A 19,206-nucleotide genomic window follows, 5' to 3' on the forward strand; every position below is an offset into this window, starting at 1 on the left:
TGGCCACCCCGGGTAACCTGGCCGTCTTTCGCACCCCCAGACGTGAGCGAATCGGGGCAGGTGTGCCGTGCGGCGGTGACGCCGAGGAAGGTGGGCACCTTCAGCCATTCATCGATCTATTGACATACATCGCTTGACGCTGGCAGGGTTCCGGCCGTCGGCCGAACAGCGCCGTTGCCGATCTGGGCTCCACCCCGCTCCGTCGGCCCGCCCCGGCCCCGACCACACGTCGACGCAAAGGTTCCCGCCATGGCCGCCACGCCCCGCCCGCACTCGCCCGTCACCGAGGCACCGGTCCTGCTCCTCATGGGCAGCGGTGACCGCCGCTATCGGGAGTACATCGTGGCGGCCGTCTCGCGCCACTTCCGCCTGTGGCTTCTCGACGCGTACGAGCCGAGCTGGCAACTGCCGTACATGGAGGGGACCTCGCTCCTCGACACCAAGGACCTCGACGCCCTCCTCGTCGAGGCGAAGAAGGTCATGCAACAGCTGCCGGTCGCGGGGGTCTTCACCTACGACGAGTCCCTCGTGCACGCCGCCGCGCGCCTCGCCGAAGCCCTCGGCCTGCCCGGAAGCGCGCCCGACGCGGTGCTCTCCTGCCGTGACAAGGCGGCCACTCGGGCACGGCTCTCGGCGGCCGACGTGCCGCAGCCGGCCTGCACCCCGGTCTCCACGGCGGCCGAGGCACGCCGTGCCGCCGACGCGACCGGCTACCCGGTGGTGGTCAAGGCCCGTGGTCTCGCCGGCAGTCTCGGTGTCGTCCGGGCCGACCACGGCGACGCCGTAGAGGCGGCGTTCGAGGCGGCGAGCTCCGCCAACTGGCCCGGAGTACCCCGTTACGAGGCCGACGTCCTGGTCGAGGAGTACCTCACCGGACCCGAGATCAGCATCGACGCGGTCGTCGTCGACGGCGTGTGCACCCCCATGATCGTGGCACGCAAGCAGACCGGCATGGACCCGTACTTCGAGGAGACCGGCCACACCGTCGACGCCACCGACCCCCTCCTGCAGGACGCCGAACTCCTGGACCAACTGCACCGCATCCACAAGGCGCTCGGCTTCGAACGCGGTGCTACTCACACCGAGTTCAAGCTCACCCCCGAGGGGCCGCGCCTCGTCGAGATCAACGCGCGCCTCGGCGGCGACTTCATTCCCCTCATCGGCATGCTCGCGACCGGCACCGATACCGCCGTCGCCGCTGCTCACGTGGCGGCCGGGCTCACCCCCGACACCGCGCCGAAGGCGCAGAAGAACGCAGCCATCAGGTTCCTCTACCCGGAGCGCGACTGCGAGGCGGTCGAAGTGGTCGTCCGCACCGACCTCTTCGGGCCCACGGTGCACAGCGCGGTCGCGACGGCCGGCCCCGGCACCCGGCTGGCACTTCCGCCCCGGGCGTACATGAACCGCTACGGCTACGTCATCGCCGTCGGCGAGGACCCCGAGCAGGTGACCGCCGACGTGGAGGCCGGGCCCACGCTGATCGAACTGCGGTCGCGTCCCCTGACCGACTGACCGGTTGCACCATTCAGGCCCCGAGGAGCCGCCGCCCGTGAGCAAGCCCTCCGACCAGCCGTCACTGCGCTGGGACGACAACGCGATCGTCACCCTCGACCAGCGCTCGCTGCCCCACGAGAGACGGCTTCTGCGCCTGGACACCGTGGACGACGTCATCACCGCCATCGCGACGCTCGCGGTACGGGGCGCGCCCTCCATCGGGCTCGCGGGCGCCCTGGGCGTCGCGCTCTCCGCGTACACCCACTGCTCGCCGGACGTCACCGGCGGCGGGCAGCAGGCCGTGCACGCCGACGCCCGGCGGCTCGTCGCCGCCCGCCCGACGGCAGTCAACCTGGCCTGGGCGGTCGACCGAGCCCTCGGAAGGCTCGCCGACGGCCCGGACGCGGTCCTGGCCGAGGCCACCGCCATGATCGACGAGGACCGGGTGGTCAACCGGCAGATGGTCGCCCACGCGATCCAGGCCGTAGAGGACCGCTGTCCGCAGCGACCCCTGCGACTCCTGACCCACTGCAACACCGGACGGCTCGCGACCGCGGCCGTGGGCACCGCCCTCGGCACGATCCTCGCCCTCGCCGACGCCGGAAGGGTCACCGAGGTCCTCGTCGACGAGACCCGTCCACTCCTGCAGGGCGCACGACTGACGGCCTGGGAACTGGAGGAGGCCGGTGTGCCACACCGCGTCTGCGTCGACAGCGCGGCAGCCGCGGCCATGAGCCAGGGGCTCGTGGACTGCGTCCTCGTCGGAGCCGACCGGATCACCGCGCGCGGGGACGTGGCCAACAAGATCGGCACCTACGGACTGGCGATCGCCGCCGCCCACCACGGCATCCCCTTCATCGTCGTCGCCCCCGAGTCGTCGTGGGACAGGTCCCTCGTCAACGGCCGGGACATCGTCATCGAGGAACGTGACGCGGACGAGGTGACCAGCTACGGCGGGATCCGCACCACGCCAGGCGGTACGCGCGCGTACAACCCCGCCTTCGACGTCACCCCGGCTTCCCTGATCACCGCGATCGTCTCCGAGCACGGTGTCCACCACGGATCCGAGGTAAGGGCATGAGCTACGCGCCGTCCACCGCCGCAGGCAAGCAGGCCGCCCAGCAGCTGGCCGACATCTCCCGCACCCTGTACGAGCGCGGATGGATGCCGGGTACGTCGGGCAACATCTCCATGCGGTTGCCCGACGATCCCGACCGGGCGCTGATCACGGCGAGCGGCCGGGACAAAGGCGAACTGACCGCCCGGGACGTGGTGGAGGTCGACGCCCTTACCGGCCGGGCGTCTCCTTCCGTCCAGGACCGCCCCTCGGCGGAGACCTCCATCCACGCGGCGGTCTACCGCGTCACCGGAGCCCGCGCCGTCATCCACGTCCACTCCCCGTATGCCACGGTCGTCGCCCACCGTGCCGCCGCCCTGGACGCCGTTGCCTCGGTACGACTGGAACGCTTCGAGCTGCTCAAGGGACTGGGGCTGAAGAACCCGACCTTCACCGACCTGCCGGTCTTCCCCAACTGGCCCGAGGTCGACCGGATCGCCGACGACGTCGCCGCCCATCTCGGGGCCGACCGGGAAGGTCCGCCCGGGCTGCTTCTGGCCGATCACGGCATCACCACGTGGGGCGAATCGCTGGGCCAGGCGAAGAACCGGCTCGAATGCCTCGAGTCGCTCTGCCAGCTGCTCGTGATCTCCCGGACCGAGCTGCACGTCTCCCGTTCCTGAAGAACTCGAGGACAGGACCACACCATGACCTTGCTGCAGATCATGCCGGACGACGCACCGGACACCGTACTGCTCCACACGCGGGACGAGGAGACCATCGCACAGGCCCTGCGCGAGAGGTCGGTCTCCTTCACCCGCTGGCCGCTGCGCGCACAGGCCACGCCGCAGACGGCGTCCGAGGAACTGCTCGACGCCTACCGGGCGGAGATCGACGAACTGTGCGCCCGCCAGAAGCTGAGCCTCGTCGATGTCGCCCGCCTCCACCCCGAGGAGGGAGCGGAGTGGCAGGAGCGCGCGGCCAAGGCCCGGTCGACGTTCCTCGACGAGCACCGGCACGCCGAGGACGAGGTCCGGTTCTTCGCCCACGGCACCGGCTGCTTCTACCTGCACCTGGAGGACCGCGTGTACGCCGTGGTCTGCGAGGCCGGAGACCTGCTGTCGGTCCCGGCCGGCACCCGGCACTGGTTCGACATGGGACCCGTACCGGACTTCTGCGCCATCCGGTTCTTCGAGAAGGAGGACGGCTGGGTGGGCGACTTCACCCAGGAGCCCATCGCCGATGGCTTCCCCCGCCTAGACGCGCTACTGCGGGAGGGCTGATGACGCGCAGCCGTCCGGGCCGAGTCCCCGACAACGGGCTGCGGGCCGTCGTTCTCGACATCGAGGGGACCACCGGCTCCCTCGGCCACGTCCGTGACGTCCTCTTCCCCTACGCCCGCCGACGGATCGCTCCCTGGCTCGCCGCGCACCGCGGCACAACACCCTGGCGGCAGATCCTTGACGCGGTCGCCGCCCACACCGGGGCTGCCCACGACGAGGCGAGTGCTCTCGCACTCCTGGAGCAGTGGGCCGACGCAGATGTGAAGGCGGCGCCGCTGAAGACGCTGCAGGGCCTGATCTGGGCCGATGGCTACGCGGCAGGTGAGCTGTACGGTCACGTGTACCCGGACGTACCGCCCGCCCTGCAGCACTGGAAGACGCAGTGCACAGACCGCTTCATCTACTCCTCCGGCTCCGTGGCCGCGCAGCGGGACTGGTTCGGCCACACGGCCCACGGCGATCTGCGCCCTTTGCTCGACGGCTACTTCGACCTGACGACAGCCGGCCCCAAGGCGGCCACCGACTCCTACCGTGCGATCGCGGCACGTCTGGGACACGCGCCCGGCGGCCTGCTGTTCGTCAGCGACGTCGGTGCCGAGCTCGACGCCGCGGCCGAGGCCGGCTGGCAGACGGTCGCGGTGTGCCGTCCCGACGACGAACGTTCGGCAGTGACCGGCCACAAGACCGTCGCCTCGCTCACCCCACTCGTTTCCCGACCCGGCCCGGGTACGTCGACGCCGCCGGTCGACACGCACACGCAGGAGGACCCAAGCCATGAGTGATCCGTCCGACACGACGCCGAAGGCCGACATCGCGGTCATCGGGGGCAGCGGCTTCTACGAACTCCTGCAGTCGGTACAGCGCGTCGAGGTCACCACCCCCTACGGCTCACCCTCCGACGCGGTGTTCATCGGCACCGTGGGCGACCGCGGAGTGGCCTTCCTGCCCCGGCACGGCAGCCACCACGAACTCCCGCCGCACCGCATCAACTACCGCGCCAACATGTGGGCACTGCGTTCGCTGGGAGTGAGGCAGGTCCTCGCGCCCTGCGCGGTAGGTTCGCTGCGCAGGTCTCTCGGCCCCGGAAGCGTCGTCCTCCCCGACCAGCTCGTCGACCGGACCGCCGGCCGCGTCCAGACGTACTACGAGCACGGCGCCACCCACGTGTCGTTCGCCGACCCGTATTGCGCGTCGGGACGGGCGGCGGTGCTCAAGGCAGCGGGAGAGGCCGGCGCCGATGTCCACGACGGGGGAGTGATGGTGGCCGTTGAAGGGCCACGGTTCTCCACCCGGGCCGAGTCCCAGTGGTACGCCGCGGCAGGCTGGTCCCTGATCAACATGACCGGGCACCCCGAAGCGGTACTCGCCCGTGAGCTCGCCCTCTGCTACACCTCCATAGCCCTGGTCACGGACTACGACGCCGGTGTGGAGCGCGGAGAAGGCGTCTCGCAGGACGAGGTGTTCCGTGTGTTCGCGGCGAACGTGGAACGCCTGAAGAGCCTGGTCCTGAAGACCGTCCCGCTCCTGGACCGCGAGCGGGTCTGCGCGTGCGCGACGGCGCTGGACGGGATGGACCTGCCGTTCGAGCTCCCCTGACACGGCGGTCGGTACGGGCCGCAGCCGTACCGTTCAGGAACACCCGGGCTGATGCCGGTCACCGTGGTGACCGGCATCGGTCATTCGACGACGGGGCTGCGGCGCTCCACGAGCAGGACGTCGCGCCAGACGCCGTGGTGGCGGGCCACGCGCTCCCGCCGGCCCAGGACGCGAAACCCCAAGGACTCGTGCAGAACCAGGCTCGCCGCGTTCTCGGGGAAGATGCCTGCCTGGATCGTCCAGAAGCCCGCCTTCTCCGTGGAGACGATCAGAGCCTCCAGAAGTGTGCGTCCAACGCCGGTTCCGCGCGCCGTGGGACAGACGTACACGGAATGCTCGACGACCCCCGCGTACGCGGGTCGCGTCGAGACCTGCGACACCGCCGTCCAGCCGACCACCCGCCCCTCCTTCCCCAGCGCCACGAACCGGTGCGCCGGCAATTTGGCGGTGTCGAACGCGCTCCACGGCGGCGCGGTGGTCTCGAACGTGGCGTTGCCCTCGTCGATGCCCTGCTGGTAGATGGCCATGACGGCCGAGGCGTGGTCGTCGGTCATCGGAACCAGGGTGATGCCCGGGTCCGGGTGCAGCGATGCGGTCATACGTGCTCCTTGCCTCGGTGCGCTCCCGCAGAAGGGGCACGCACGCCGTTCGTCAGCGGGTACGGCGACGCTCCTGCGGCGTCGGGGGTTGCCGCAGGAGCGTGGGTTGGGGGTGGGAGGAGGAGTACCGGGTCAGAGCAGGGGCAGGGTGACGAGACCGATGCCCACGCTGCCGAGGAGGCCCACGCCCAGGTAGAAGACGAAGACCTTCGCCTTGACGACGCTCTTGACGGCCACCATGGCCGGGATCGTCGTGATGGCACCGCCGAGGAGGAAGGTGACACCCGCCGCCCCGACCATGCCCTGGTCCAGAAGGCCCTCGACGACCGGGATGGCGCCGACGCCGTTGAGGTAGAGGGGGACGCTGATGAACCCGGCGACCAGGACGGAGAGGACGCCGTCCGTGCCGAGGATGCCCGAGACGACATCAGTGGGGACGTAGCGGACGATCAGGGCCTCGAGGACGATGGCCAGCAGCAGCCACTTGCCCAGGATCAGAGAGTCGCTGACGATCTCCTTCAGGATCTCGCCGGCGCGGAGGTTCTTGATGTCGCGCCGCACGAGTACGCGCCACGGGGTGCCGTCGTCCTCCGCGTCGTTCCGGGCTGCTGTGGAGCAGCCACCGGCCGCGGGCTCGATCTCCTGCGCGGCGCTTCCGCAGCCGCCCTCGGATGCCCCACCGCCCGCGCCACCAGCACCGACGGTCACGGGCTCGGGGACGGTCGCCTTCGCCGTCGAGCACGCGGTTTCGGGAACGGTCACCGTCTCCTGCGAACAGGTCTTCGCGGCCGTCTTCTCCTCGGTGGACTCGAGCAGCGGATCGGCGAACCGCCCACGCCGCTCGAGCGCCAGGACGATGAGCCCCGCGCCGAAGCTCAGTACCAGGGCACCGATGAGGCGGGCGGTGGCGATGGGGATCCCGAGCTGGGCGGCGGAGAGCGCGTAGATCTCCGGGTCCATGGAGGGGGAGGCGATCCAGAACGACATGACCGCCGAGAGCGGAACGCCGGCCATCAGGAAGCGGCGGATCAGCGGGATCACGGTGAAGGAGCAGAAGGGACTGAACGCTCCGACGGCCGTGACGATGGCGATGCCGAGGACGCCCCTGCGCCCGTGGGCGAAGCTGCGGCGCGCGACCACGTCGATCGACAGACGCTGTACGGCGATTCCCAGGACGATGGCGACCAGGAACCACGGGAGATAGTGCAGCACCTCGAACAGGATGAACCGGCCAAGGGCCAGCAGTTCGTCCACAGGTGAACCTCTCTGAGACGGTGACACATGAGGGGAGCGGCGCCGTGAAGGTACGTACGAGGGACGTGCCGAGCCGCGTGGGGGAGGCTCGGTCGGCATCCCCTTTTATCGAATATCGATGATAGACGATTAAAGAGAGCTCCGGCAATGGGGATCCCGTGTCCCTCGTCGCACCGAAGGAGTGTCCTGCACTTTCGGCGGCGGTCAGCAGGGAGTGGGTATTGTTCCCAGGTCGAACCGATGTAGACACCTTTCATGTGGTGCCTGCGCAGTCCCGCACGTCAGCGGTTCCGGTTGTCGGCGGGCCTCCGTGGGCTCTTCGTGAACTCCGTCTGCGCGGAGCGAGCCTTGCCGTCGCGGGTGGTCATCGAATAACATCGATGGATCATGAGCGGTACGATGAATGCCCAGCTGATCGACCGAACCACGGCCGAGTCCTACGCAACCTGGTTCAAGGCCCTCTCCGATCCCACCCGCGTGCAGATCCTCAATCTCCTCGCCCTGGCGACCGGGCCGATGAGCGTCGGAGAGATCGTGGACCGGATGGGCGTCGGGCAGTCGACGGTGTCCCATCACCTGAAGCTGCTCGCCGACGTGCGGTTCGTCCTGCGCGAGCGCCAGGGGACCTCGATGCTCTACTCCATCAACGTCGCCTGCGTGGCCTGCTTCCCCAGCGCCGCCGACGCAGTCATGGGCCGCCCCGCGGCCTCGGCGTGAGGGCCGGCCCCTTGACCATGCCGACCCCGCACATGTCCGGTGCGACCGCCACTGCCTGCTGCCCGCCCATCGTGACCGCCGCGCTGTCCGAAGGGGACGCCGAGACCATGGCGGCGATGTTCAAGGCGCTGTCCGACCCCGTCCGGCTCCGCCTCCTGTCCAGAGTGGCGTCGCATCCCAACGGTGAGGCGTGTGTCTGCGACATAGCCGACGTGGGCGTCTCCCAGCCGACGGTCAGCCACCACCTGAAGAAGCTCCGGGAAGCGGGTCTGCTCACCTCGGAACGGCGCGGCACCTGGGTGTACTACCGCCCTGCGCCGGGCGTCCTGGCTGCGCTCGGCGAGTTTCTCGCCGACACCGAGAAGGCCGGCAAGGAAGAGATCGCTCCGGCCGTCCAGGTCTCCTGACGTCCGGCGTCGCTGTCCTCGCGTCCGGGCGGCGGTGCCGTTCTGCCGTGGCGCGACTGTCTGTGAGCATCCGTACGCCTGCGCTTGGCCGCGGTAGTCGATGCGAGCCTTCCGGGCCCCTGACGTAACGCCCCGTCCCTGTGCGTCAGGGTGCGGGTTGAAGGTGTGGGCGAATTCCGAGGCCAGCGTGCTTGGCTCCGTGCTTCGGAGCCTCTCAGGCCGAGGCGTCCTTGGCGAGGAGGGCTCCCATGGCCGCGAGGACGGTGGGCTCGACGCGGTAGTACACCCAGGTGCCCCGCCGTTCCGAGGTGAGGAGCCCGGCTTCCTTCAGCTTCTTCAGGTGGTGGGAGACCGTGGGCTGGGAGACGCCGACATCGGAGATGTCGCAGACGCAGGCCTCGCCGCCTTCGTGCGAGGCGACGGAGGAGAAGAGTCGCAGCCGGACCGGGTCGCCCAGTGCCTTGAACATGACAGCGGTTCGCTCGGCTTCTTTGGCGGTCAGCGGCCGCTCATGCAGAGGCGGGCAGCAGGGCTCTATGTCGGGCTCCAGCATCGGCAGCATTTTCACGTTCGACATATATCTATGTTGACACACGTCGAATCAGCAGTCCGAGGCTCCGCTGCGCCCTGAGCCGCACCCGGTTTCGTTCCGGCTGTGCCTCCCGGCGCCCGCCCGGTCCGGTCGGGTGGCCTTGCTCGGTCGGCGGGCACCCGAAGTGGTGAATTCGATGAATGTCTATGTTGACGCTTGTCGAATCAAGTGCCATGCTGAAAGCGCAAGAGATCGACGAATGTCGAATCAAAGGGGAAGAGTCGTGAACGTCACCGCCGCCGACCAGCTGCCCGTCGTGGTCATCGGAGCCGGACCCGTCGGCCTGGCCGCTGCCGCGCACCTCGTCGACCGTGGGCTGGAAGCCTTGGTGCTCGAGGCCGGCGCCCAGGCGGGAGCGGCCGTTCGGGAGTGGTCCCACGTGCGGCTCTTCTCCGCATGGGGCGAGGTGATCGACCCGGTCTCCGAGAAGCTCCTGGCCCCGGCCGGCTGGGTGAAGCCCGACGCGGACACCTACCCGACCGGCGGGGACTGGGCCGCCGCCTATCTCCAACCGCTCGCGGACGTCCTCGGCGACAGGGTCCGGCTCGACGCGCGGGTCACCGGCGTATCCCGCACGGGCCGGGACCGTGTGGTCGACGCCGACCGTGACCAGCAGCCCTTCACCGTGCACATCCAATACGGCGACGGCCGCGAAGAGCGCGTCCTCGCCCGGGCCGTGGTCGACGCCTCCGGTACGTGGTCCGCTCCGAGCCCGGCAGGCGGCGACGGACTCCCGGCCCTCGGCGAACGTGCAGCGGCGGAGCGGATCTCCTACCGGGTTTTCGACCTCAAGGACCCTGCTGTGCGCACCCGTTACGCGGGCAGGCGCACCGCCGTCATCGGGTCCGGAGCCTCGGCCTTCACGGCGCTCGCCTCGCTCGCCGCCCTCGCGAAGTCCCGGGACGGCGCGGACACCCGTGCGACCTGGATCCTGCGGCGCAGTATCTCGGGCCGCACGTTCGGCGGAGGGAGCGCTGACCAGCTCCCGGCCCGTGGCGCCCTCGGCCTCGCGGCCAAGGCCGCGGTCGACGAGGGGTACGCGGACGCTGTCACCGGCTTCCGCACGGACGCGATCGAGCGCGACGGCGAGCGCCTGGTTCTGGTCGCCGAGGACGGCCGTCGGCTCGACCCCGTGGACGAGGTCATCGTCCTGACAGGCTTCCGCCCCGACCTGACCTTCCTCGGCGAACTGCGTCTGGGACTCGACGAGCGGCTCCAGGCCCCTGTCGAGCTCGCTCCGCTCATCGACCCGAACCAGCACTCCTGCGGCACCGTCTACCCGCACGGCGTGAAGGAACTGGCCCACCCGGAGGAGGGCGTGCACCTGGTGGGGATGAAGTCCTACGGCCGCGCTCCGTCCTTCCTGGCGCTCACCGGCTACGAGCAGGTCCGCTCGGTCGTCGCTGCCATCGCCGGCGACCACGAGTCCGCCGAGCGCGTCGAACTCGTACTCCCCGAGACCGGCGTCTGCGGCGGTGCCGGCCTCTTCGACCACCCCACCGACACCTCGACCGGCGGCGGTGGCTGCTGCGCGACCCCGGCGGCGCTCCAGACCGGCGTCGGATCCCCGGCCGCCTCCGGCGGCTGCTGACCCTGCCCGTCCAACCCATTCACCCACCCACAACTGGAGGATCACGATGTCCCGCGTACAGCTCGCCCTGCGCGTTCCCGACCTGGCGGCATCCGTCGCCTTCTACTCGAAGCTCTTCGGTGCTGAACCGGCCAAGCTCCGTGAGGGCTACGCCAACTTCGCCATCGCGGAACCGCCGCTCAAGCTCGTCCTCATCGAAGGTGCAGAGAACGAGGACACCCGCCTGGACCACCTCGGCGTGGAAGTCGGCACCACCGAGGCGGTTCACGCGGCCACCGCCCGGCTGGACGAGGAGGGTCTGGCAACGACGGAGGAGAACGACACGACCTGTTGCTACGCCCTCCAGGACAAGGTGTGGGTCCATGGCCCCGGCCGCGAACCGTGGGAGGTGTACGTCGTCAAGGCCGACGCTGACACCCTGCCCAAGCAGCAGGGCAGCACCTGCTGCGCCCGCACCGCCACTACCGACAGCGATGCGAGGGAACCGGTCGCCGCCGGCGGATGCTGCTGATCTCTCAGCGGCCGACCTTCATACCCGTCGGGCCGCGACCGGAGCAGGGGACCGGTCGCGGCCCCGCGCCATACGATCGTCACCCTCGCCGGCGGCCTCGCCTCCACCGTCTTCGCCCCGCTCACCGCTGCGCTGGCCGACCACCTGTCGTGGCGCGAGACCTATCTCGTGCTGGCGGCGATCCTCGCCGCCGTCACGATCCCGGCCCTCGCAATCGCCCTCACAGCTCCCCATCGATACCGCCGAGAGCCCGAGCGCCGTAGCCCGAAGCCGACCGTTCCTCCTGCTCGAACGCGGATACCCCACAGCCCAAGCGGCCTGGGCGCTAGGCCTGGGCGGCGCGGGCCGGACCCTCGGCCGTACCGTCTACCCGTACAGCCTGGTGACCGCGGTGTCGATCGCGGCCGGCACGGTCCGCGGCATCCTCACCCTCCTCCAGGCCGCCGCCATCACCGACCGCTGGGGCACACAGCACTACGGTCGGCTCTCCGCCCTCCTCAGCGCCCCCGCCATGACAGCCTCCGCTCTCGCGCCCTTCGCTGCAGCCACTCTCGCCTCAATTCTGGGCGGCTACCGGGAGTTGTGCGGAGTGCTTGCCGGCCTCGCGGCGGCGTCCGCGATCGTGGCCACGGCGACATCCGTACGAGGAAGGGAATGATCCTGATCATCGAGGCCGACGATCTCGGCACAGTGTCGGTGACGTCCGTATGCACGGGCTTCCGCATGCCCGATGGGCCATCAGGCAAGTCAGCATTCGGTCAGCATGAGTCCCCGCGCGATCCGGGGCGGTCGTCCCAACAGGCGCCGCTACTAGGTTCTGTCGTCAAATGTCACGCCCACATCAGGAGTGAGGCGAGGGTGACGGCTGCTTCGTAGGACTGGACGGTCTTGTCGTAGCGTGTGGCGATGCCGCGCCATTGCTTCAGACGGTTGAAGCACCGCTCCACGACGTTGCGGTGCTTGTAGGCCTCGCGGTCGAAGGCCGGCGGGCGGCCACCGCGGCTGCCCCGCCGGGCCCGGTTGCCGATCTGGTCGGCCCGCTCGGGAATCGTGTGGGGATGCCGCGGCGGCGGAGCCAGGTGCGGATCGCCTTGAGCTGTAGCCCTTGTCGCCCAGGACGTGATCGGGCCGGACGCGGGGACGGCCGGGGCCGATCCGGGCACCCTGATCGCGTCCATCACGGCGGTGAACTGGGTGCAGTCGTTGGTGTTGCCGCCCGTCACGACGAAGCCGAGCGGACGGCCCCGGCCGTCGCAGGCCAGGTGCACCTTGCTGGTCAGACCGCCCCTGGACCGGCCGAGGGCCGGGTCGCAGAGCCCCCTTTTCGAGCCCCGGCAGCATGCTGGTGGGCCCGGACGACCGTGGAATCGACCGACACCAGCCACTCGATGTCGCCCGCCGCGTCGGCCCTCGCCTGCGCGGCCCGCAGCATCCGTTCGAACGTCCCGTCCGCCGCCCACCTGCGAAAACGCGTATGCAGCGTGGCCCACGGCCCGTAGCGCTCGGGCACATCCCGCCAGGCCGTCCCGGTCCGGAACTTCCACACGATCCCGTTCAGGACCCTGCGGTCATCCAGCCGCTTCCGCCCCCGCAACGACACGGGCAGCAACGGCCGGACGAACTCCCACTCAGCATCAGACAGTTCATGACGACGTATCACGACACCATGATCCACCAACGATGATCATTTGAAGACACCGCCTAAGGGACACCCCAGACAGGAAGCTGTCCAGCTCGACCGGAGCGATTTTCCGCACAAACATCGTTCGGCGCGTCCCGGTGTACAGTCGGGACCGCCCTTGACCTGCACAAAGCAGGCAGGGAGCCTAGCCCAGGAGTACCGCAGTGATGCGAACCATGTTCAAGTCCAAGATCCACCGGGCCACCGTCACCCAGGCCGACCTGCACTATGTCGGTTCCGTGACGATCGACGCCGCCCTGATGGAGGCCGCCGACCTGCTGCCCGGCGAGTTGGTCCATATCGTTGACATCGACAACGGCGCCCGCTTGGAGACGTACGTCATCGAGGGCGAGCGCGGCTCCGGTGTCATCGGGATCAACGGCGCGGCCGCACACCTCGTGCACCCCGGTGACCTGGTCATCCTGATCAGCTACGCGCAGGTCGACGACGCCGAGGCCCGTGCACTCGTGCCGCGGGTCGTGCACGTGGACGCGGACAACCGGATCGTGGCACTCGGTGACGACGCCTCGGCGCCGGTTCCCGGGAGCCGTACGGAGCGGAGCCCGCAGGCCGTCGTCCCGGGCGGCTGAGGCCGTCGTCCGCGCTTCCGTGACGAGCACGGTGGTGCGCGGTCCACGAACGAGAGGGCAGGAACCATGGCGGAGAACGCGGCAGTGGAGATCAGGGACGACCGGGAGCACGGCAACCTCGTGGCGTACGAGGACGGCACGTCGGCCGGGACCATCGCGTACTTCGTCATGGACCCGGCTCCCGGCGCGCTCGTGGCCGTGCACACCGTGGTCCGGCCCGAACACGAGGGCAAGGGCATCGCGGGCGCGCTCGTGAGGGAGTTCTACGCCATGGCCGCCCGTGAGGGCGTGCCCGTCGTGCCGCTGTGCCCGTACGCGGCGAAGTGGGCGCAGCGCCACCCCGACGAGGCGCCCGCGGCGCCGGGCGAGCTGGTGCGGGAGGCGGAGCGGCAGCTCAGGCACCATCCTGAGCTGTTCTGAGCCCTCCGTCCGCATCGCACGCGCCCGTCAGGCGCTCAGCTCCGTGGCGGACCCGCTCCGGGGCGTGAGGTCCTGGCGGATGTACCACTCGGTGCCCAGCACCTCCCGCTGAACCGCCGGAGGCAGAGCGGCGATTCGGCCCGGTGCCGCCCCTCGTTCCACCTCGCTGCGGTGGGCGAGGATCGCGGCGAGCTTCTGCGGGAGCCAGGGGCCGACGTCGACCGTCGTGGTGATCCACGCGTCCTCCGAGCAGTACAGCGCGCCGGCCGGGGTGCCCGCCCGGGCCAGCCGTCCACCCACCGGAACGGCCGCCGAGCGGGGATGCGTGGCGAGGTAGAGGGCGCTCGGCTGCCAGGCATCCCCGGCATGCGGACCGTACTGGGGGAGCCCGGCGGCCCGGACCGCCAGCGCGGTGATCCGGTGGGCGTGTACGTGGTCCGGGTGGCCGGTCATGCCTCCGTAGGCGTCCCCCGTGATCACGACCTCCGGCCGGACGTCCCGGATGTGGCCGACCACCGCCTCCACGGCTTCGTCCAGCGGAGCGTCGAGGAACCGGGGCCTGCCCGGGGCCGACTCCGGTACCCGGGCGTCCGCGTAGCCGAGCAGGCGCGGAGCGCCCGCGCCCAGGGCGTCCAGGGCCCGGGCCAGCTCGGCGGCCCGGTGGGTGCCCCGCGCCCAGGTCGCGGTGACCACCGCCGTGCGGGCGCCGGCCGCCGCGTGCCGGGCCAGTACGCCTCCGCAGAACAAGGACTCGTCGTCCGGGCGTGGACGGCGAGGATGCTCGGCAGAGGCATGGGGACGCCTTTCGTGTCGACGGTGCCGGTCGTGGATCCCGGACGGGGCCGGGAGCCCTGCCGGAGTTCTGCCCGGTCCGGCCGGGTCGGCACACGGCCGCACGCACCGCCGTCGCCGGGCGCATGTGTGGACTCGGCAGGCGCGGGCAGCCGCACCGGGAGACGGTGGAGGAAAGCTCCATCTGTCCTTTTCGTGCCGTTGTGGAGGATCGCGATGACCCACCCGTACCCCGACCCCGTACCGCCCTCGCCGACGCCTCCGCCCGTACCGGGCCCGCCCACTCCGGTGCCCGGTCCGCCGCCCGTGCCGCCGGGTCCCGGGCCCGTGCCGCCCGGCCCCGCGCCCGACCCGATCCCGCAGCCGCCGGGCCCCGACCCCGTACCGGATCCGGAACCCGAGCCCCAGCCCGCCGGGACGTGAGCGAGGGCCGGTACCGGAGACGGTGCCGGCCCCGGTGGTGATGACCGACCGTCGCCCGGCGCTTCCCGGCCCGCCCCGATAAAGCCGAGGGGCGCCGGGGCGCCGGGCGGCGGTACGTTTCCCAGAAGTCCGCCCCAGGCATCCGTCCCGGGCATCCTTCCCGGGCATCCGTCCCGCTCAGGCGCCCCGCTCAGTCGCTCCGCTCGACCAGCGCGTCCGCGTGCGCGAGACCGCTCTCCGCTGCGATGGCGTCCATCGACTGCGCGTCCCGCACCGTCGCGAACGTCACCGCAGCCCTGTCGCGCCCCGCCCCCGCCGCCACCCGGAACCCGTACACCGCCGGCCGCGGGAGGCTGTTGTACGCCCACGGGGTGGAGAAGTAGTACGCCCCGGTGTCGTACAGCACCACCACATCGTCCTGGGCCAGTTCCGGCAGCTCTCTGCCGTACGCCACCACGTCGCCCGCGAAGCAGCACGGTCCCGCGATGTCCTGCGCCAGCACCGGGCCGCCCTTCGGCGTGCCGTCCGGGCCGAACGCCCCGATCCGCAACGGCCAGGCTTCGGGCATCAGGACGGTACGGGTCGCGGTCTGCGCTCCCGCGTGGGTGAGCGCGATACGGCGGCCCCCGGCGTCCTTCGTGTACTCCACCCGGGCCCCGATGAACCCGTTCTTCGCCAGCAGCGACCGGCCGAACTCCGTGACCAGCGCATAGCGCCCGGAGAAGAGGCCGGGGGCGGCCGCCGTCAGGGCCGCCACATGGTCCGCGTAGGTGGGGTGCACGGTCTCGTCGGCGAAGTTGACCGGGAGTCCGCCGCCGATGTCGAGACTGGTGACCTGCCGGACGCCCAGCGTCGCGTTGATCTCCTCGGCCAGTTCGTACGTCTGCGCCACCCCGGCCGCGATCAGCTCCAACGGGCAGCCCTGGGAGCCCACATGGGCATGCAGCCGGGTCAGCCACGGCCGTTCCCGGAAGGCCGTCACGATCCCCTCGCGGGCCCCCGCATCGCGCAGCGCCACCCCGAACTTCGAGGTGTCCGTCGCCGTGCTCATCGCCCCGATCGCGCCACCGCCGACCTGAGGGTTGACCCGCAGCCCGAGCACCGAGGCGGTGCCCGGGTTCCGGAGGGCGTCGACGCGGCGCAGTTCGTCGAGGCTGTCGGCGTTGACGGCCACGCCGAGGGCGAGCGCCAACCGGATCTCCTCGCGGGTCTTGGCGGGGGAGTCCAGGACGATGCGGGACGCGGGGAACCCGGCCTCCAGGGCGAGGCGCAGTTCACCGGGGCTGGCCACCTCGCACCCCATGCCGCAGTCGGCGAGCAGCCGCAGCACCGGGATCAGGGAGCAGGCCTTGGCCGCGAAGGTGTGCAGTACCCCGGGTGTGGCGGCGAAGGCGTCGTGCAGGGCTCCGACGGAGGCACGCACCCCCTCCGTGTCGATGAATCCGGCGACCGGGCCGCCCTCGCCCAGCAGTCCTTGCCGGACGGCCGCTTCGACGACGGCGTCGAAGCGGGCGGCGGGTGGTGCCGTGCCGTCCTCGTGGTGGGGTGCGGAAGTCGTCTGCGTCATACGGCCAGCGTCCCTGATGGCTGCCCCCGGGGTCAGGCGATCAGACCGACCACGGCCTCCGGCGTCAGCATCCGGAAGGTGAAGGCCTGCTGGAAGTAGAGGTGGATGCTGGTGGCGTCGTGGTCCGCGTAGCCGATCGACAGGTCCTGGCCCAGGCAGAGTTCGAAGTCTCCGCCCCGGGTGGAGAGCAGCACCCCGCCCTTGACCGCGGGCGCCCACAGGATCTCGTCGTCCACCAGGCGGCTCAGATGCGTCTTGACCGGATACCCGTGGTCCGAGGTCTCGGCCGCCTCGGTGAACGCGTCCGCGCCGAGCAGCAGCCGGTACGGTCCGTCGACACCGGCCAGGCGCAGCCGCGTCACGGCCTGGCTGACCGCCACCGGATAGTCCCGCGCGTCGGCGGGCAGCGGCAGCGGCTCGTGCGAGGAACCGTCCCGCAGGCCGGTGATCCCGGCCGCCCCGTACCCGTCGATGATCGCCATGTCCTCGGCGAACGCACAGGTGCGCGCCGCGTCCTTGACGGGCTGCCAGTCGCTGTCGGCGGAGCCGCGCTCCACGTCGTCCACGGCCTGACGGGTCACCGTGAACGGAACCCGCCACTCGATGACCGGCATCGAGGTGCGGGCCCGCGCCACCACGTCCGGGGTGGGCGGATCGATGTCGCGCAGATGGCCGTCGCCCACGGCGGACAGCGTGGGGCCGTCCGGATCGGACACGTCCACGACCCGGCGGCCGGCGACATGGCGGCGGAAGGTGCGGCGGGCCTCCTCCTCGATCTCGTCCCAGGCGGACGGGGTGACCGGTGCGAGTTCGCGGTGCAGATTGTTCATCACTGGGCACTTTCTTGCAGGCTGCCGATGCGCAGCGAACCGTGGTCGGGGCCGGCCGCGACCGGCTCCTGCCGGGCGGAGGCAGGGGCGGGTCCCGGCTCCTGCAGGACCGGCACGGGCACCGGTTCCGGCCGGTCCCCGGAGCGGGCCGGGGCGGGCAGGGGCGGCGGGGCGTCGAGGAAGTCGGCGCGAGGGGCGAAGAAGAGCGAGCCCGTGACCGCGGTGGAGAAGTCGAGGATGCGGTCGTGCGTCCCGGGCGGATCGCCGAGGAACATGTTGCGGAGCATCCGCTCGGTCACGTCGGGATCGGCGGCGTACCCGATGAAGTACGTACCGAACTCGCCCTTCCCGAAGCTCCCGAACGGCATGTTCGCCCGCAGGATGTCGCGTTCGGTGCCGTCCGGGTCGGTGATGGTGTTGAGCGCGAGGTGGGAGTCGGCGGGCTTGTCCTCGTCGGGGAACTCCACGTCGTCGAGCTTGGTGCGGCCGATGACGCGCTCCTGCTCCTCGACGGAGAGCGCGTTCCAGGACGTCAGGTCGTGCAGATACTTCTGCACGACGACGTAGCTGCCGCCCTCGAAGTCCGGGTCGTCGTCCGCGCCGACCAACGCCGCCGAACGGGCGTCGTCGCCGACCGGGTTCTCCGTACCGTCCACGAAGCCGAGCAGATCCCGGTGGTCGAGGTAGCGGAAGCCGTGCGTCTCGTCCACGATCCGCAGGGCCCCGCCGAGCTTGTCGAGCAACTGGGCCGCCCACGCGTAGCAGACGTCCATCCGCTCGGCCCGGATGTGCAGCAGCACGTCACCCGGGGTCGCCGGGGCGTGGTGCAGAGGCCCTCGCAGCTCCGGGAACGGGTGGAGGTGCGCGGGGCGGGGCCCCGCGAACAACCGGTCCCAGGCGCTGGAGCCGAAGCCCGCCACACAGGCGAGGCCGGAGTCCGGGTACCGGAACCCGAGCGACCGGGCGACGGCCGCGAGATCCGGCAGCACGTCCCGCACCGCGCCTTCGCCGCCCGGCTCGATCGTGCCGACCAGGAACAGCGCCGCGCTGGTCAACGGCGCCACGACGGGCTGGACGGAGACGGGGTCAGGCACGGCGTCGGGCATGCGCGCACTCCACTACGACGGTGAAACGGGGCTTCGACGAACGACGAACAGGACTCGCAGCCACTAAGCCACGCCCTGGGTCCGGCCGCACCCGGGGTGGACCGTGCGGGTCAGCGGCGACGGGCCGCCGGCCGACGATCGGCGGACGCGCAACCTGAACTGTTCGAGGTACCCGGGACAGCCGTGTTCACAGGACAGTCGGGTGTGCCCGACCGGGCAAGGCACCCATGGCCGCGGATGCCGACCACGCACCCTTTCAGGAGCCCTTCCATGGCACTCACCGCACCCCGCAGGCGCACCGCGATCGTGTTCGCCTCCCTCGTCCTGCTGGGAGGCACGGCCGCCGGCGGCGTCGCCGCCGCGGCCGAGACAGGCGCCGCCGCTGCCGCGGCCTACCCGTGCGACGTGAAGATGAGCGCCGCCGGCCGGCTCTCGGCCGGCTACTACGACGGAACCACGGTCGTCCCCTCCACCTCGCAGGTGACCGCCGCCGGCAAGGAGGCCCAGTGCCTCCTCTGGTACCAGGGCCACAACCCGGGGACGATCGACGGCATCTTCGGCCGCAACTCCCAGGCCGCGGCGAAGAAGTTCCAGAAGGGCGTCAACTACGCCTGCCGCACCACCCTGGCCGAGGACGGCAAGGTCGGTCAGCAGACGTGGCCCTATCTGCGACGGCTCTACTGCTGAGCCCGCGGG

20 protein-coding genes and 3 pseudogenes are annotated in these 19,206 nt (G+C 70.9%); 15 read left to right on the forward strand and 8 right to left on the reverse strand.

Annotated features, from left to right (window positions below; genetic code table 11):
• Positions 1-249: 249 nt before the first annotated feature.
• From KV381_RS33275 to KV381_RS33295, 6 genes are read left to right on the forward strand one after another with little or no spacing between them, the layout of a single operon-like run.
• Positions 250-1,512: an ATP-grasp domain-containing protein gene (locus tag KV381_RS33275; protein ID WP_086777499.1), complete on the forward strand. Its 1,263-nt coding sequence runs from the start codon at positions 250-252 to the stop codon at positions 1,510-1,512.
• 37 nt (positions 1,513-1,549) lie between these two features.
• Positions 1,550-2,575 carry an S-methyl-5-thioribose-1-phosphate isomerase gene (gene mtnA, locus KV381_RS36780; RefSeq protein WP_256995206.1) on the forward strand — a complete coding sequence of 342 codons (1,026 nt, stop codon included), beginning with the start codon at positions 1,550-1,552 and terminating at the stop codon, positions 2,573-2,575.
• Positions 2,572-3,234 (forward strand): methylthioribulose 1-phosphate dehydratase, encoded by a 663-nt coding sequence (mtnB, locus tag KV381_RS36785; protein WP_256995207.1) that lies wholly within the window; start codon positions 2,572-2,574, stop codon positions 3,232-3,234. The genes mtnA and mtnB overlap by 4 nt, the downstream gene beginning before the upstream one ends.
• A 24-nt stretch (positions 3,235-3,258) precedes the next feature.
• Positions 3,259-3,834 (forward strand): acireductone dioxygenase, encoded by a 576-nt coding sequence (locus KV381_RS33285; protein ID WP_218786967.1) that lies wholly within the window; start codon positions 3,259-3,261, stop codon positions 3,832-3,834.
• Positions 3,834-4,616, forward strand: a complete 783-nt coding sequence (gene mtnC, locus KV381_RS33290) for an acireductone synthase (RefSeq protein WP_086777501.1) — start codon at positions 3,834-3,836, stop codon at positions 4,614-4,616. The genes KV381_RS33285 and mtnC overlap by 1 nt, the downstream gene beginning before the upstream one ends.
• On the forward strand, positions 4,609-5,430 hold the full coding sequence (locus KV381_RS33295; protein ID WP_218786968.1) for an S-methyl-5'-thioadenosine phosphorylase: 822 nt from the start codon (positions 4,609-4,611) through the stop codon (positions 5,428-5,430). Before mtnC ends, KV381_RS33295 begins: the two co-directional genes overlap by 8 nt.
• A gap of 80 nt (positions 5,431-5,510) precedes the next feature.
• On the opposite strand, the gene KV381_RS33300 is transcribed toward KV381_RS33295, so the two are convergent.
• Complete coding sequence (locus KV381_RS33300) at positions 5,511-6,029, reverse strand: GNAT family N-acetyltransferase (protein WP_218786969.1); 519 nt, start codon at positions 6,027-6,029, stop codon at positions 5,511-5,513.
• A 132-nt stretch (positions 6,030-6,161) separates the two neighbouring features.
• Complete coding sequence (locus KV381_RS33305) at positions 6,162-7,283, reverse strand: permease (RefSeq protein WP_218786970.1); 1,122 nt, start codon at positions 7,281-7,283, stop codon at positions 6,162-6,164.
• 387 nt (positions 7,284-7,670) lie between these two features.
• On the opposite strand from KV381_RS33305, the gene KV381_RS33310 reads away from it, so the two are divergent.
• The gene (locus KV381_RS33310) at positions 7,671-8,000 is read left to right on the forward strand and encodes a metalloregulator ArsR/SmtB family transcription factor (protein ID WP_229832930.1); all 330 of its coding nucleotides are present in this window, start codon (positions 7,671-7,673) and stop codon (positions 7,998-8,000) included.
• 17 nt (positions 8,001-8,017) lie between these two features.
• Positions 8,018-8,407: a helix-turn-helix transcriptional regulator gene (locus KV381_RS33315; RefSeq protein ID WP_218787349.1), complete on the forward strand. Its 390-nt coding sequence runs from the start codon at positions 8,018-8,020 to the stop codon at positions 8,405-8,407.
• A gap of 214 nt (positions 8,408-8,621) precedes the next feature.
• Here the strand turns inward: KV381_RS33315 and KV381_RS33320 are convergent, their stop codons facing one another.
• Complete coding sequence (locus tag KV381_RS33320; RefSeq protein ID WP_103536960.1) at positions 8,622-8,984, reverse strand: helix-turn-helix transcriptional regulator; 363 nt, start codon at positions 8,982-8,984, stop codon at positions 8,622-8,624.
• Between the two features lie 238 nt (positions 8,985-9,222).
• Here KV381_RS33320 and KV381_RS33325 point away from each other — a divergent pair, with 238 nt between their 5' ends.
• From KV381_RS33325 to KV381_RS33335, 3 genes and pseudogenes are all read left to right on the forward strand, one after another.
• Complete coding sequence (locus tag KV381_RS33325) at positions 9,223-10,590, forward strand: NAD(P)-binding domain-containing protein (protein WP_256995208.1); 1,368 nt, start codon at positions 9,223-9,225, stop codon at positions 10,588-10,590.
• Between the two features lie 46 nt (positions 10,591-10,636).
• Complete coding sequence (locus KV381_RS33330; RefSeq protein WP_218786972.1) at positions 10,637-11,101, forward strand: ArsI/CadI family heavy metal resistance metalloenzyme; 465 nt, start codon at positions 10,637-10,639, stop codon at positions 11,099-11,101.
• Between the two features lie 60 nt (positions 11,102-11,161).
• Positions 11,162-11,759 (forward strand): annotated as a pseudogene (locus tag KV381_RS33335) (MFS transporter); the annotation flags it as partial.
• Positions 11,760-11,931: 172 nt separating this feature from the next.
• Here the strand turns inward: KV381_RS33335 and KV381_RS33340 are convergent.
• A pseudogene (locus tag KV381_RS33340) lies at positions 11,932-12,776 on the reverse strand (IS5 family transposase).
• Positions 12,777-12,946: 170 nt separating this feature from the next.
• On the opposite strand from KV381_RS33340, the gene panD reads away from it, so the two are divergent.
• A complete protein-coding gene (gene panD, locus KV381_RS33345; protein WP_030622987.1) occupies positions 12,947-13,372 on the forward strand; it encodes an aspartate 1-decarboxylase in 426 nt (141 codons plus the stop codon).
• A gap of 66 nt (positions 13,373-13,438) precedes the next feature.
• Positions 13,439-13,792 carry a GNAT family N-acetyltransferase gene (locus KV381_RS33350; RefSeq protein WP_030622985.1) on the forward strand — a complete coding sequence of 118 codons (354 nt, stop codon included), beginning with the start codon at positions 13,439-13,441 and terminating at the stop codon, positions 13,790-13,792.
• 27 nt (positions 13,793-13,819) lie between these two features.
• Here the strand turns inward: KV381_RS33350 and KV381_RS33355 are convergent.
• Positions 13,820-14,586 (reverse strand): annotated as a pseudogene (locus tag KV381_RS33355) (PIG-L deacetylase family protein).
• Positions 14,587-14,800: 214 nt separating this feature from the next.
• Here KV381_RS33355 and KV381_RS33360 point away from each other — a divergent pair.
• Positions 14,801-15,007: a hypothetical protein gene (locus KV381_RS33360; RefSeq protein ID WP_078611318.1), complete on the forward strand. Its 207-nt coding sequence runs from the start codon at positions 14,801-14,803 to the stop codon at positions 15,005-15,007.
• Between the two features lie 190 nt (positions 15,008-15,197).
• Here KV381_RS33360 and KV381_RS33365 read toward each other — a convergent pair whose 3' ends face one another.
• The 3 genes from KV381_RS33365 to KV381_RS33375 are packed head-to-tail and all read right to left on the reverse strand — an operon-like array spanning position 15,198 to position 18,510.
• Positions 15,198-16,574, reverse strand: a complete 1,377-nt coding sequence (locus KV381_RS33365) for a diaminopimelate decarboxylase (protein WP_218786973.1) — start codon at positions 16,572-16,574, stop codon at positions 15,198-15,200.
• A 32-nt stretch (positions 16,575-16,606) separates the two neighbouring features.
• On the reverse strand, positions 16,607-17,404 hold the full coding sequence (locus KV381_RS33370) for a family 1 encapsulin nanocompartment shell protein (protein WP_030089076.1): 798 nt from the start codon (positions 17,402-17,404) through the stop codon (positions 16,607-16,609).
• Positions 17,404-18,510: a Dyp-type peroxidase gene (locus KV381_RS33375; protein ID WP_218786974.1), complete on the reverse strand. Its 1,107-nt coding sequence runs from the start codon at positions 18,508-18,510 to the stop codon at positions 17,404-17,406. The genes KV381_RS33370 and KV381_RS33375 overlap by 1 nt, the downstream gene beginning before the upstream one ends.
• Before the next feature lie 270 nt (positions 18,511-18,780).
• On the opposite strand from KV381_RS33375, the gene KV381_RS33380 reads away from it, so the two are divergent.
• The gene (locus KV381_RS33380) at positions 18,781-19,197 is read left to right on the forward strand and encodes a peptidoglycan-binding protein (protein WP_218786975.1); all 417 of its coding nucleotides are present in this window, start codon (positions 18,781-18,783) and stop codon (positions 19,195-19,197) included.
• The last annotated feature ends 9 nt before the right edge of the window (positions 19,198-19,206 follow it).

The sequence above is a fragment of the Streptomyces sp. WY228 genome, from assembly GCF_019287315.1.
GTDB classification, from domain to species: Bacteria; Actinomycetota; Actinomycetes; order Streptomycetales; family Streptomycetaceae; genus Streptomyces; species Streptomyces caviscabies.